This is a genomic window from Dickeya ananatis, from assembly GCF_019464615.1.
Classification (GTDB): Bacteria; Pseudomonadota; Gammaproteobacteria; order Enterobacterales; family Enterobacteriaceae; genus Dickeya; species Dickeya oryzae.
This window is the reverse complement of the sequence record NZ_CP040816.1, coordinates 1,079,393-1,093,606: the sequence shown is the minus strand read 5'-3', so window position 1 is coordinate 1,093,606 and position 14,214 is coordinate 1,079,393. Positions and strand designations below refer to the sequence as shown.

Genomic DNA, 14,214 nt, shown 5'->3' with positions numbered 1-14,214 from the left:
CTCTTATTCTGACCCTTTCACTACACCTGCTTTTTTCAGGCTAGCCCTGATTTGCTTCTTGATGTCAGAGCCGCCACAATGAACCTCTATTGCCTTACGCCGAGAGATGTTCATGGTCCAGAGTCACTTCTTCGCTCATTTATCCCGCCTGAAACTCATTAGCCGCTGGCCGCTGATGCGCAATGTCCGGACAGAAAATGTCTCCGAACACAGTCTGCAGGTCGCCTTTGTCGCGCACGCGCTTGCCGTGATCAAAAACCGTAAATTCAACGGTAATATCAATGTTGGCCGTATTGCCTTGCTGGCCATGTACCATGATGCCAGCGAAGTGTTGACCGGCGACATGCCCACCCCGGTTAAGTATTACAACGCACAGATTGCCCACGAATATAAGAAAATCGAAAAAATCGCCCGCCATAACCTGATCGCCATGTTACCTGCCGAACTGCAACAGGACTTCAGCCCACTGCTGGACGAATCCCACATCAGTGAAGAAGAACAGGCGATTGTTAAACAGGCGGATGCGCTTTGCGCGTACCTGAAGTGTCTGGAAGAGCTATCAGCAGGCAATAATGAATTTCTGCTGGCCAAAGCGCGACTGGAAAAAACGCTCCAGCAACGCCACAGCCCGGAAATGGATTACTTCATGACGGTGTTTATTCCAAGTTTCAGCCTGTCGCTGGACGAAATCAGCCAGGAATCGCCGCTGTAATCGCTCTTGCAGGTCAACTCAAACAGCCTGAGTCAGGCCTCAGGCTGTTCTCCTCGTTTGCCGGTCAGAATGGGTATAACCAGGGCACCATCACCACGCTAACGACCATCACTACCAGGGTAAACGGTACGCCAACCCGAACAAAATCGCTGAAACGATATCCGCCAGGTGCCAGAACCAGCGTATTAACCGGCGAGGAAACCGGCGTCATAAATGCAGCCGAAGCGGCAATCGCAATGATCATTGCAAACGGGTAAGGCGAAACCTGCATCTGTTCTGCCGCAGCAATCGCAATCGGCGCCATCAAGACCGCCGTCGCCGTGTTGGAAATAAACAACCCCGTCAGCGCGCACAGTAGAAACAGGCATACCAGCATCACATGCGGCCCGGCATCACCGCCAATTTCCATCAGCCCTTTTACCACCAGCGCAACCCCACCGGTTTGCTGCAATGCCAGCGCAAACGGCATCATCCCGACGATAAGAATCAGGCTAGGCCAGTGTACTGCGCGATAGGCGCTTTCCATGTCGATACAGCGGAACTGCCCCATCAACAAACACGCAATCAAGGCAGCAATCGCGTTAGGAATTTCGTCGGTGAGCATCATCGCCACCATCAGCGCCAGACAAAATAACGCATGCGGGGCCTGATTACTGGCGGGAGCGACGTCATCGACTTCCGCCGGTAAATTGAGCACAATAAAATGACGCTTATGTTGATGTAGCAAACGGATGTTTTTCCAGTCGCCGATAACCAGCAGGATATCGCCCAGCTTCAACGCTTCGTCAGCCAGTGTCCCTTCCATTGCCTCACCGTCCCGGCGAATGCCGACAACCGTTAACCCATAGCGACTACGAAATGCAACCTCTTGCAACGTTTTGCCCAAGAGCCCGGAATCCGGGATAAGCGAGACCTCCGCCATACCGACATCGCGAGCCTGCTCAGAGAAATATTCGCCGCGCAGCACCATCGGCTCCAGCCGCTGGGTGGCGCAAAACTCACGCAGGTCGACCTCCGATGCCGACATGTCGACCAGCAGCACATCATTGAGCCGTAACTCGCTATTACCGCTGACGCTCACCATAATGCGCCGGAATTTTTGCCAGCGTTCAATCCCAACCACATTGGCGCCATAGCGCTGGCGCAATCGCAAATCGTCCAGACGTTGACCGATGAGCGGTGATCCGGTTCGGATCGCCAGCCGACGCGCCCGCCCGGTCAGGCGATACTCCCTGATAAGATCCCGAAACGTTTTACGCTTCCACCCGTCTTTCTGACCATCGCTATCTGTTGCGGTCAGCCAGAAACGCGCAACCAGCATGTACACGATCCCGGTCAACAGAACGACGACACCGATAGGCGTGACGCTAAAAAAACTGAACCCGGCCATTCCGGTTCGCATCAACTCACTGCTGACGACCATATTGGGTGGCGTCGCCACCAACGTCATCATCCCACTGATAAGCCCAGCGAAAGCCAGCGGCATCATCAGACGGGCTGGTGTCGTTTTCATTCGTGCGGCGACATTCAGCACCACGGGAATAAAAATAGCCACCACGCCGGTCGAGCTCATGAAAGCCCCCAGCAATGCTACCGTGCACATCAGCAAAATCAGCATGCGGGTTTCACTCTGACCGGCCACACGCATCAGCCAGTCGCCGACCTGATAAGCGACGCCTGTTCGCACCAAGCCTTCACCAATCACAAACAACGCCGCGATCAGGAATACGTTTGGATCGCTGAAACCAATCAGTGCCTCCTGTAGCGTTAGCGTACCACTCAAGACAAACGCGACGATTACCAGCAACGCGATCACATCCATGCGCAGCTTACCGGTGGCAAACAACACAATGGCAATCGATAACAGAATGACGACCCAGACTAGCGAACTGCTCAACATGCCTCCTCCTGACGTTAACAGTCCTTATTCATCAGGCGGCACTCCGGTCAGAAGTTGTTCTTCCGAGGGAGCCGCTTAAGCCCAGAATGCCATAAAAAAACCCTGACAAAGCAGGGTCTTGATCATGTTTAGCGGGGTTTGCGTCATCATTTCAGGGTGATAGTCACCCAGCCATCCACTGTACGCGAAATCTGCAATTGCTCAAGAGAAGATAATGCGGCATCCACCTCATCCAGACGTGGCGTATCAGCAGGTGCCTTCACCGCGATAACTTTGCACCCAGCGGCTAAACCCGACAGCACGCCGGCTGGCGCATCCTCTACCACGACACACTCTGCGGGTGACAGCCCCAAACGTTGCGCCCCCAGCAGGTAAGCATCCGGGTTCGGTTTACCACGTGCTACCTGCTCTGCGGTAATAAACTCACGCGGAGCAGACAACCCCGCCTCGCGATGGCGGGCATGGGCAATCGGCACCGTTCCTGACGTCACTATCGCCCACGGGATATCCAGCTCATCCAGACGAGTCAGCAACGCCTGTGCACCTGGCATAGCGACAATGCCTGCCGTATCCGTCGCTTCAACCTGCTCCAGCTCAACAAACTCTCGTTGGATAGTCTCTTCGCTGGCACCTGCCAGAAAATGACGCAACGAGGTAATAGCTTGTTTACCATGAATAAAATCCAGGACCGTCTGCGGCGCGATATCATGATCTCGTGCCCAGTTACTCCAGGCCCGCTCCACCGCTGGCAATGAATCCACCAGCGTGCCGTCAAGATCAAACAGAAAACCTTTACACTCCACAAAAAGCCCCTTCTTTACTTATCTGCCCCTGAACCTAATCAGGCATTGATGATTTGTGCGATCTCCACCGCACTCAGGTGATACTGGCGTGGGCAGGATTGCCAAATCGCCAGCATGCGGACGTATTTATCCCACATTTTGGTCTGTGAGTTAAAGCCATGCGTGCCGGAATCAAAATGAGGATAACGGCCTTCCACATGCACCATAAAGCGCACGTAGCCAAGGTAACGCGCTTCCGTTGCCGCATCGAAACCCAAAAACGCCAGGCGGCGCTCATCCATATCCGGTTTTTCTTTCAGGTTGGCCCAGGACACCTGCAACGCATGGTGCATTTCCATGACATTGATGAGGGTACGGCACACATCTTCGCTCAAATCGCCAAAGTCGCGATCCAGTTCCCGCATTTGCAACCCATATCCTCGTTCAATAATGGTTTGCAAACGACGGTAACGCTCTGCGTTATCGGGATCCAGCATCGACATCATTTTGTACTGGTTAGACAGGATAAGTCTTTGAGCATTGGTCATTTCCATGGTGCACTCCTGAATCTGATTCCGACGAAAGGGATATTGACAGCAGAATCGCACACTGACTGGCAGTCGTTTCTTGATTTAAAACAGAATCGAATGGAAAAAAACTCAGCGTCTTTGGCTAAAAACCGGGTTTACATCAAAGAGAGTCCAGGAATGTCTTATCAAGTTGCTTGAAGGCACGATTCAGCACATCCGCCAGCATCTGATAAGTGGGCTCCCCCTCCACCGGTGCCAACGCCATCCCTGACTCCAGCAGCTTATTACGAATTTCATGAAACCAGTGTAATAAAGAAGGCGGTAACGGTGTCACCGAACGACGCCCCAGCCACCATAACCCCTGCATTGGCAAGCTAAGCGCAAACAGCGCCGTTGCCACGCACGGGCCTAATTGCCCGCCCAATCCAATTTGCCAGGTCAGGGTAAATACGGCCAGTGGCGGCATGATGCGAATGGCAAACCGGGTGGCTCGCACCACACGATTTTCAGGAAACACCGGCGCCAGACGCTTATCCGCAGGCCAGGTTTTCATATAGTGCTGACCAAGACGGAACCGTTGTAGCCATCCTGTTTTACCGGAGGGTTTCGTTGTCACGCTCAACCTCAATTTCATGTATAAAAAATAAAAAATTTGTACAAATCACCAACTGCAATTGACAACCTTAAAATATATTTTGTGTTTAATGATTGCTATCGGTATCCTAAAATAGCCTTTTGGCCGCGATAAAAGCCGTCTGACCGCCGTTTGGTATTCGCTGTAGTGTTACTGTCGTGTCTGTGTGTTTTCAGGCAGCGTGTTACCCTGTCATTCAGCAAATCGGGCCACTGTTGATTTAGCGCGCAGCACCCTCACGGGTATTTGCTGTCGCCGTTTTTTGCTGCGCCGATGTCACCTCGTCAGGGCGTCCATACGCCGCCAGTCGATCAACATCGGTGTTTTCCGTTGTCATGTCTGGAAAGTTGACCCGGTCATGATGTTAATCATAAATGTCAACCGTCTTCTGCGCTACGCTAGTCGTTGTATGACATTTTTTTAACCATGTATAACAAGTAGGTACTTCCATGTCGAGTAAGTTAGTACTGGTTCTTAACTGCGGTAGTTCTTCTCTGAAGTTCGCCATCATTGATGCCGTTAACGGGGATGAATACCTGTCTGGTCTGGCCGAGTGTTTCAATCTGCCCGAAGCGCGCATCAAATGGAAAATCGATGGCGGCAAACAGGAAGCCGCACTGGGTGCCGGTGCCGCCCACAGTGAAGCACTGAGTTTTATCGTTAACACCATCCTCAGCCAGAAGCCGGAACTCTCCGCTCAACTGGTAGCGATTGGTCATCGTATCGTACATGGCGGCGAGAAGTTCACCCAGTCCGCTGTGATCAACGACGAAGTGTTGCAGGGTATCAAAGATGCGGTTCCATTCGCACCGCTGCATAACCCGGCTCACCTGATCGGCATCGAAGAAGCACTGAAAGAATTCCCGCACCTGAAAGACAAGAACATCGCTGTTTTTGACACCGCGTTCCATCAGACTATGCCGGAAGAAGCCTACCTGTACGCCCTGCCTTACAAATTATACAAAGAACATCACATCCGTCGTTACGGCGCTCACGGTACCAGCCACTACTTTGTTTCCCGTGAAGCGGCAAAAGTCCTGAACAAGCCGGTAGACGAACTGAACGTCATTACCTGCCATCTGGGCAATGGCGGTTCTGTTAGCGCGATTCGCAACGGCAAATGCGTTGATACCTCTATGGGTCTGACACCGCTGGAAGGTCTGGTGATGGGTACCCGCAGTGGTGATATCGACCCGGCGGTGGTTTTCCACCTGCACGATTCCCTGGGTATGAGCGTAGACAGCATCAACAAACTGCTGACCAAAGAATCCGGTCTGCTGGGCCTGACTGAAGTGACCAGCGACTGCCGTTACGTGGAAGATAACTACGAGACCAAAGAAGACGCCAAGCGTGCGATGAACGTGTACTGCCATCGTCTGGCGAAGTACATCGGTTCTTATTCTGCGCTGATGGAAGGCCGTCTGGACGCGGTTATCTTCACCGGTGGTATCGGTGAAAACGCCGCCATGGTCCGTGAGCTGACGCTGAAGCAACTGGGTCTGCTGGGCTTCGACGTTGACCACGAGCGTAACCTGGCTGCCCGCTTCGGCAAAGGCGGCAACATCGCTAAAGACGGTACCCGTCCGGCATTGGTTATCCCGACCAACGAAGAACTGGTCATCGCTCAGGATGCACTGAGCCTGACCGCCTAAGTCTCCCCCACTCCGTCAGCCCAGGCTGACGGAGTTGTTTTAGCAGCATCGTTTTTGAACAACGAGCAACCGCAAACAGAGGTTAAGCCGTGTCCCGTACAATCATGTTGATTCCTACTGGCACCAGCGTGGGCCTGACCAGCGTCAGCCTGGGTGTCATTCGTTCCATGGAACAAAAAGGCGTGCGCCTGAGCGTATTCAAGCCTATCGCCCAGCCACGTTCCGGTGATAGCACACTGGATCAAACCACCACTATCGTTCGCGCCACATCCGCCATTCCAGCCGCTGAACCGCTGGCAATGAGCTACGTGGAATCCATGCTGAGCAGCAACCAGCAGGACGTTCTGCTGGAAGAGATCATCGCTCGCTACCACGAAAATACCAAAGATGCAGAAGTCGTGTTGGTCGAAGGTCTGGTTCCGACCCGTAAGCACCAGTTCGCCAATGCGCTGAACTATGAAATCGCCAAAACGCTGAACGCGGAAATCGTCTTCGTACTGGCGCTGGGTAATGACTCCCCGGCACAGTTGAAAGAGCGTATCGACATCGCACGTTCCAGCTTCGGCGGCAGCAAGAACAAAAACATCACCGGCGTTATCATCAACAAACTGAATGCACCGGTCGATGAACAGGGTCGCACCCGTCCTGATCTGTCTGAGATCTTTGATGACTCGACCAAAGCCAGCGTTGCCAACATCGATCCGAAGCTGCTGTTTGCCAACAGCCCGCTGCCGATTCTGGGTTGCGTTCCCTGGAGCTTCGATCTGATCGCCACCCGCGCCATCGACATGGCCAACCACCTGAACGCACGCGTTATCAACACGGGCGACATTCAGACCCGTCGCGTGAAATCGGTAACGTTCTGCGCCCGCAGTATTCCGCACATGCTGGAGCATTTCCGCCCTGGTTCACTGTTGGTGACCTCTGCTGACCGTCCGGATGTACTGGTTGCCGCCTGTCTGGCTGCCATGAACGGTGTTGAGATCGGTGCCCTGTTGCTGACCGGCGGTTACGAAATCGACCCGGCTATCAGCAAGCTGTGCGAACGTGCCTTCCAGACCGGCCTGCCGGTGTTCATGGTCAAGACCAATACCTGGCAGACCTCACTGAACCTGCAGAGCTTCAATCTGGAACTGCCGCCGGACGACCATGAGCGTGTGGAAAAAGTGCAGGAATACGTGGCTCGCCACATCGATGCCCAGTGGATCGACTCCCTGACCGCCACCTCTGAGCGTTCACGTCGCCTGTCTCCGCCAGCGTTCCGCTATCAGTTGACCGAATTGGCACGTCAGGCTGGCAAACGTATCGTACTGCCGGAAGGCGACGAACCGCGTACCGTTAAAGCCGCTTCCATCTGTGCCGAACGCGGTATCGCACAGTGCGTGCTGCTGGGCAACCCGGATGAAATCCAGCGTGTCGCCGCTGCACAGGGTGTGGAACTGGGTAAAGGTATCGAAATTATCGACCCGGTTGAAGCCCGTGAACGCTATGTCCCGCGTCTGGTTGAACTGCGTAAGAGCAAAGGCATGACCGAGGTGGTCGCCCGCGAACAACTCGAAGACAACGTGGTTCTGGGTACCCTGATGCTGGAACAAGGCGAAGTTGACGGTCTGGTCTCCGGTGCCGTTCACACTACCGCTAACACCATTCGTCCGCCGTTGCAGTTGATCAAAACCGCACCGGGCAGCTCACTGGTGTCTTCCGTGTTCTTCATGCTGCTGCCAGAGCAGGTACTGGTGTATGGCGACTGCGCCATCAACCCGGACCCGACGGCTGAACAGCTGGCTGAAATCGCTATCCAGTCCGCCGACTCGGCTGCCGCTTTCGGCATCGACCCGCGTGTGGCGATGATCTCCTACTCCACCGGTAACTCTGGTGCGGGCAGCGATGTGGATAAAGTTCGCGAAGCAACCCGTCTGGCGCAGGAAAAACGCCCGGATCTGGTCATTGACGGTCCGCTGCAGTACGACGCGGCTATCATGGCTGACGTTGCACAGTCCAAAGCACCGAACTCACCGGTTGCGGGTAAAGCCACCGTGTTCGTGTTCCCGGACCTCAACACCGGTAACACCACTTACAAAGCGGTACAGCGTTCTGCCGACCTGATTTCCATCGGGCCAATGCTGCAAGGCATGCGTAAACCGGTTAACGATCTGTCCCGTGGCGCGCTGGTAGACGACATCGTCTATACCGTAGCCCTGACCGCTATTCAGGCTACCCAGATTGCCTGATGAGGGTGTTGCGGTGCATCGGTTGATATGCCGCAACGACAGAAACACAAACGCCAGCATCCGCTGGCGTTTTTTATGCAACCCATTATTACCGCAACGACAATTAATGCTCTTCTTCTACGGTATCATGGTCTTGTGTTCCGCTCGGCTCCTCGTTTTGAGCGCGTGACGTCACACGTGTCGGCTTGATGTAATCATTGTTGCTGCCGCTGTTGCGGCTTAGCCAAAGCGATAACGCTTTGAGTGAATCCGGGGTGAACTCATCACAGCGCGCGGTAATCTCCTCCGGTGTCAGCCAGCTCACCTCGTCAATCTCTTCAGCTTGCAAGGCAAATGGGCCATGCATGACACAACTGAACAACGCGCCCCACACCCGGCAATCATCGCTTTCATAATAAAACAGGCCGTGTTCGGCAAACGGAACACCCGCGATACCCAATTCCTCTTCCGCCTCACGGCGCGCCGACTCCAGCAGATTCTCACCCGTTTGCACCACGCCGCCTGCAGTCGCATCCAGCCAGCCGGGGTAAAAATCTTTGGTTTCGGTACGGCGCTGGACCAGAATCTTGCCCATGCCATCATGTACGACAATGTAGGTAGCGCGGTGTCGCAGATGCTGAGCACGCATCTGTTGGCGGCTCGACTGGGCAATCACCTCGTTGTTCTCATCAACGATGTCGACCCACTCTGTACCTGCCGTCTGTGTTTGTTCCACCATCCTCTGAAACCCTTTCGTCATCACGCGCTGATGCGCATCAGTTTTTAGAAATATTGGAATTATCGATGTAACCTGAGAGTAGTAGCGTCTAAATTAGTGGCTAATCGCAACCTGCGCAATAGTCTCCCCGCCTTGTAATGGCACAACCTGCAACACGCCGTTTTCCAGTAAGCCGTAACTGGCAGGGTAACCGCCCTTCGGCAGGCTGACGGAGCCGGGGTTGAAGCAAAAAATATCATCACGTCGCTCGGCTACTGGGATATGAGTGTGACCAAACACCAGCACATCACCGGCGTGCAGCGGTGGTCGTTTTTCCGGATGATAAAGGTGCCCGTGGGTTAAAAATAAGCGGTTGCCCGGTAACAGCACCTGCTGCCAGGGGGCAGTAATGGGGAATTGCAGCAGCATCTGGTCAACCTCGCTGTCACAATTTCCCCGCACCGCCATAATCTGCGACGCATAACGGTTCAATAAACTCGCGACATCCGCAGGTTGATAACGATCCGGCAACGGGTTGCGGGGGCCGTGATTAAGAAAATCGCCCAGCAGAATCAGCCAGTCAGCGCCGCTTTGTTCAAAATGCTCCAGCAGGGTTTCAGTGGCTGACAGTGAGCCATGCAGGTCAGAGGCAAACATCAGTTTCATGGTTCTATCCCGATGTGTGAATACATTCAGTCTTGCTATAGTACCAAAAACCCATGTCATCACAGGCAAAATTATCAGCCCTGACGCTTTTCGAGAGGAGCCAATACCGTAGCGCTATCTGTATGAAAGGAAAAGAATAGCCATAACGGTTATTTATGTCTTATCCGCTAAGGTGCTAGGCTTTTGTCTGCCAATTGCTTTTCGGAGTCTTCTGCCTCAGGCCAATGACTCCCCCACTGGAGAGATGATTCATGATTGATGTGTATTATGCCCCGACGCCTAACGGTCACAAAATCACCCTGTTCCTGGAAGAAGCACAATTACCTTACCAATTGCACAGGGTGGATATCAGCGCTGGCGACCAGTTCAAGCCCGCGTTCCTGGCGATTTCCCCGAATAACAAAATCCCCGCGATTGTGGATAACCAACCGGCAGATCAGGGAACCCCGCTCAGCCTGTTCGAATCCGGGGCTATCTTGCTCTATCTGGCGGAAAAAACCAGCAAGCTATTGAGTACTAACATGCGGGAGCGCGCTACCACCCTGCAATGGTTATTCTGGCAAATGGCAGGCTTTGGCCCAATGCTGGGACAAAACCATCATTTCAATCACTATGCTCCGCAGCCAGTACCCTATGCTATCGACCGCTATCAGAAAGAAACGGAACGGCTATACGGTGTGTTGAACAAGCAGTTGTCTGAGCACACCTGGCTTGCTGGCAATGAATACAGTATTGCCGATATCGCTACCTATCCCTGGGTAGTGTCACATGAACGCCAGCGTATTGATCTTGACGACTTCCCAGCGGTGAAAGGCTGGTTTGAGCGCATTCGCGAACGTCCGGCCACAGAGCGTGCCTACCAACTGGCAACCAAAGCCTGATAAAAATCGCATGAGAGTCCCACGTCCGGTGTTCCGGGCGTGGGGTCTTCCCCCTCCCTTCACTCTCGCTGTCACCCCGAAGGCTATCACTGCGCTTTCTGTTGTCACCCCATCACGCTATGCTGTTTCGACTACCCTGAAAAGTGCTTGTTCCACTGATAAAAATTCCCTGAGATGTGGGTAATATCACCGGCAGGTGCAGATGAATCATCTATGCTGAAATCAGAGTGAGTCAACGCGATGCCAGCGTATAAAGCACCACCATCACTCCCAAGGGAATAACCTGATACACAAAGCGAGGCCAGCTTATGAAGCTACTGATTACCGGGGGAACCGGCCTTATTGGGCGTCATCTGATTGCGCGTTTGTTGTCACTGTCACATCAGGTCACCGTCGTTTCCCGCTCGCCGGAACGCGCGCGGCGACTCCTGGGCGATCAGGTTACTTACTGGCACGGACTGGAAGATAAGACCTCGTTGGATGGCTTCGATGGCGTTGTCAATCTGGCGGGGGAGCCTATCGCCGATAAACGCTGGACCAAAGCCCAGAAAGCCCGTCTGTGCCATAGCCGCTGGGACATCACCCGGCAACTGGCACAGTTGATCCGCCACAGTCAGACGCCGCCTGCGGTGTTTTTGTCCGGCTCAGCCGTTGGCTATTACGGCGATCAGGGACAGGCGCTGGTGACCGAAGATGAGCCGCCTCACGATGATTTTACCCACGAGCTCTGCGCCCGTTGGGAAGCATTGGCACTGGAGGCAGAAAGCGATAAGACCCGTGTATGCCTGATGCGTACTGGGGTGGTGTTATCGGCAGAAGGCGGCGCGCTGGCAAAAATGCTGCCGGTTTTCCGCCTCGGGTTAGGTGGCCCGATAGGCTCTGGCAGGCAATACCTGCCGTGGATTCATATTGATGATATGACCAATGCTATTTTATACCTGCTGGATACCCCCATGCTGAACGGCCCCTTCAACATGGTGTCGCCTTATCCGGTGCGTAACGAGAAATTCTCCGCCATGCTGGCGAATGTGCTGGATCGCCCCGGCTTTATGCGCACACCCGGTTGGGCACTCAGGATACTGATGGGCGAAGCCGCGACACTGTTGTTGGGCGGACAGCGGGCCATTCCCCAACAACTGGAGAAAGCCGGGTTCGGTTTTCGCTTTTTCGAGCTGGAAGAAGCCTTGAACGACTTGTTGCACCCTCGCGCCAGCTGAGTTATTTCAACCAGCGCGAGGAGCGTGTGACGTGCGCCGCGTTACTTTAGCGCACCAGACAGGAACTGCTGCAAACGAGGGCTTTGCGGGTTGCCGAATACGGCCTCCGGCGGGCCCTCCTCTTCCACTACCCCTTGATGCAGGAAAATCACATGGCTCGACACATGCCGGGCAAACTCCATTTCATGGGTCACCACCACCATGGTTTTACCCTCTTCCGCCAGTTGCTGCATGATGCGCAGCACTTCGCCCACCAGTTCTGGGTCCAGCGCGGAAGTCGGCTCATCAAACAGTAACACATCCGGCTCCATCGCCAGTGCGCGGGCAATGGAAACACGCTGCTGTTGACCACCAGACAAATCAGAAGGATATTTCTCCTGTGACGCCCCGGTGATCCCGACCTTATTCAGATAAAACTCCGCGCGTTTACGGGCTTCCGCCTTACTCAGCCCCAACACCTGTACCGGCGCTTCCATGACGTTTTCCAGCGCCGTCATGAAGCTCCACAAGTTGAAATGCTGGAACACCATCGTCAACCGGGTACGCAGCAACTGTAGCTGCTTTTTATCAAAGACTTTGAGCTGACCGTCTTTGTCCCGCACCATGTGGATTTCCTGTCCATTCACATGGATAGATCCTTCGCACGGTTTTTCCAGAAAGTTGATACACCGTAATAAGGTGCTCTTCCCCGACCCCGATGATCCAATAATCGAAATAACGTCCCCGGCTTTAGCCTCTAATGAAATGCCTTTCAGCACCTCATGCTGACCATAACGCTTACGCAATTCCGTCACCATCAGCTTATTATTCTGCATGCTTTATCTGTTCCTGCACTATTTCATGGAATGAACGGTTAATGGGATGAACGGGTGTGAAGATGCCGTAACCAGCGGCGTTCTGCCTTCCTGAACAACGCAATCAGTACAAACGATATCGCCAGGTACATCACCCCTGCAATGCCAAAGGCGTAAAACGGTTGATAGGTGGCGGCATTGATATCGCGCGCTACTTTCAGCAAGTCCGGCACCGTGACGGTAAACGCCAGCGCAGTAGAATGCAGCATCAGGATAACTTCGTTGCTGTAAGCCGGTAAGGCGATGCGCAACGCGCCCGGCAAAATGATGCAGCGATACTGTTTGAAGCGTGAAAAGCCATAGGCGCGTGCCGCTTCGATTTCACCATGCGGCACCGAACGAATAGCACCGGCAAAAATCTCCGTGGTATAGGCACAGGTGTTGAGCGCCAGCGCCAAAATAGCGCAATTCAGACCACTGCGAAAAAAGGCATTCAGCAAATCGGTACCACGCACGATCTCCAGGCTGTACACGCCAGAATAAAACACCAGCAGTTGCACGTAGAGCGGTGTACCGCGAAACACGTAGGTAAAAACCCATACCGGCAGCCAGTAACGACGACGCGGCGAAACGCGGGCTACCGCCAACGGAACCGCCATCAGACCACCGAGGGTCACCGAGATAATCAGCAGCCACAGTGTCATCGCCAGCCCGGTAAGGCGATAGCCGTCGCTCCACAGCAGGGCCTGCCAATATTGTTGTAGAATCTCACTCATAATTTACTTTCCGGACTCCCTGCGAGTAGCGTTTTTCCAGCCACCACAGCACCCCGTTGGAAAGGGTGGTAAAAACCAGATACAGCACACCGGCAACAATGGCGAAAAAGAACGGATGGTGCGTGCCTTTCCCCGCCAATTGCGTTGCTTTGATCACATCGCTCAGCCCCAGCAGCGACACCAGCGCCGTCGCTTTCAGGATAACCTGCCAGTTGTTGCCGATGCCCGGCAGCGCAAAACGCATCATCGACGGAAACATAATGCGGCGAAACACCTTCATCGGCGTAAAGCCAAACGCCACAGCCGCTTCAATCTGACCACGCGGCACTGCCAGATAGGCACCACGGAAGGTTTCAGTGAAGTACGCGCCGTAGATGAATCCCACCGTAATAATCCCGGCGCCCATCGGGTCGATATCGATTTGAGCCGCACCCAGCGTTTCGGTGATGCTGTTAAGCACCATCTGCAACCCATAAAAAATCAGCAGCATCAGCACCAGATCGGGTACGCCGCGAATCAGGGTGGTATAGCCAGAAAAAAAGCCGGACAGCAATCGACTGGATGAGAGCTTCGCCGCCGCGCCCACCAGACCAATCAGCAGTGACAGCACCAGCGAGCACAACGCCAGTTGCAACGTCATGCGCGCGCCATCCATGATTAATTCGGAATAGCCATAAAGCATTACATCAATCCGCTCAGAAAAGACATGCCACTGCCCGCACCGGGCAGGCAGTGGCTAATC

Annotated in this window: 14 protein-coding genes; 5 read left to right on the top strand and 9 right to left on the bottom strand. The window is 54.0% G+C overall.

All coding sequences use genetic code 11. The annotated features are described in order from the left end of the window. The first annotated feature begins 112 nt into the window (after positions 1-112). Positions 113-712, top strand: a complete 600-nt coding sequence (yfbR, locus tag FGI04_RS04770; protein ID WP_342700411.1) for a 5'-deoxynucleotidase — start codon at positions 113-115, stop codon at positions 710-712. A 64-nt stretch (positions 713-776) separates the two neighbouring features. Here yfbR and FGI04_RS04765 read toward each other — a convergent pair whose 3' ends face one another. The 4 genes from FGI04_RS04765 to yfbV form a co-directional block, all read right to left on the bottom strand. Then, positions 777-2,612, bottom strand: a complete 1,836-nt coding sequence (locus tag FGI04_RS04765; protein WP_407339965.1) for an SLC13 family permease — start codon at positions 2,610-2,612, stop codon at positions 777-779. Between the two features lie 146 nt (positions 2,613-2,758). Then, positions 2,759-3,415, bottom strand: coding sequence for a sugar phosphatase (locus FGI04_RS04760; protein ID WP_407336362.1), 657 nt, complete (start codon positions 3,413-3,415; stop codon positions 2,759-2,761). Positions 3,416-3,453: 38 nt separating this feature from the next. Then, entirely contained in the window at positions 3,454-3,948 is a 495-nt protein-coding gene (locus FGI04_RS04755; RefSeq protein WP_012885405.1) for a YfbU family protein, read from the bottom strand. Positions 3,949-4,084: 136 nt separating this feature from the next. Continuing rightward, positions 4,085-4,540 carry a terminus macrodomain insulation protein YfbV gene (yfbV, locus tag FGI04_RS04750; RefSeq protein WP_342700408.1) on the bottom strand — a complete coding sequence of 152 codons (456 nt, stop codon included), beginning with the start codon at positions 4,538-4,540 and terminating at the stop codon, positions 4,085-4,087. Between the two features lie 467 nt (positions 4,541-5,007). Here yfbV and ackA point away from each other — a divergent pair, with 467 nt between their 5' ends. Both ackA and pta read left to right on the top strand, forming a co-directional pair. Beyond that, positions 5,008-6,210: an acetate kinase gene (gene ackA / locus FGI04_RS04745; protein ID WP_407336361.1), complete on the top strand. Its 1,203-nt coding sequence runs from the start codon at positions 5,008-5,010 to the stop codon at positions 6,208-6,210. Between the two features lie 89 nt (positions 6,211-6,299). Then, a complete protein-coding gene (pta, locus tag FGI04_RS04740) occupies positions 6,300-8,441 on the top strand; it encodes a phosphate acetyltransferase (protein WP_016941090.1) in 2,142 nt (713 codons plus the stop codon). A 103-nt stretch (positions 8,442-8,544) separates the two neighbouring features. Here pta and yfcD read toward each other — a convergent pair whose 3' ends face one another. Beyond that, the gene (yfcD, locus tag FGI04_RS04735; protein WP_016941091.1) at positions 8,545-9,159 is read right to left on the bottom strand and encodes an NUDIX hydrolase YfcD; all 615 of its coding nucleotides are present in this window, start codon (positions 9,157-9,159) and stop codon (positions 8,545-8,547) included. A gap of 93 nt (positions 9,160-9,252) precedes the next feature. Continuing rightward, a complete protein-coding gene (gene yfcE, locus FGI04_RS04730) occupies positions 9,253-9,804 on the bottom strand; it encodes a phosphodiesterase (RefSeq protein ID WP_407336360.1) in 552 nt (183 codons plus the stop codon). Positions 9,805-10,055: 251 nt separating this feature from the next. Here yfcE and yfcG point away from each other — a divergent pair, with 251 nt between their 5' ends. After that, positions 10,056-10,685: a GSH-dependent disulfide bond oxidoreductase gene (gene yfcG, locus FGI04_RS04725; RefSeq protein ID WP_407336359.1), complete on the top strand. Its 630-nt coding sequence runs from the start codon at positions 10,056-10,058 to the stop codon at positions 10,683-10,685. Positions 10,686-10,993: 308 nt separating this feature from the next. Then, positions 10,994-11,902 carry a TIGR01777 family oxidoreductase gene (locus tag FGI04_RS04720; RefSeq protein WP_342700405.1) on the top strand — a complete coding sequence of 303 codons (909 nt, stop codon included), beginning with the start codon at positions 10,994-10,996 and terminating at the stop codon, positions 11,900-11,902. 41 nt (positions 11,903-11,943) lie between these two features. Here FGI04_RS04720 and hisP read toward each other — a convergent pair whose 3' ends face one another. The 3 genes from hisP to FGI04_RS04705 are packed head-to-tail and all read right to left on the bottom strand — an operon-like array spanning position 11,944 to position 14,154. Beyond that, positions 11,944-12,717, bottom strand: a complete 774-nt coding sequence (gene hisP / locus FGI04_RS04715; protein ID WP_016941095.1) for a histidine ABC transporter ATP-binding protein HisP — start codon at positions 12,715-12,717, stop codon at positions 11,944-11,946. Positions 12,718-12,755: 38 nt separating this feature from the next. Beyond that, positions 12,756-13,472, bottom strand: a complete 717-nt coding sequence (locus FGI04_RS04710; RefSeq protein ID WP_016941096.1) for an ABC transporter permease — start codon at positions 13,470-13,472, stop codon at positions 12,756-12,758. Continuing rightward, on the bottom strand, positions 13,465-14,154 hold the full coding sequence (locus tag FGI04_RS04705) for a histidine ABC transporter permease HisQ (RefSeq protein ID WP_342700404.1): 690 nt from the start codon (positions 14,152-14,154) through the stop codon (positions 13,465-13,467). Before FGI04_RS04705 ends, FGI04_RS04710 begins: the two co-directional genes overlap by 8 nt. Positions 14,155-14,214 lie beyond the last annotated feature (60 nt).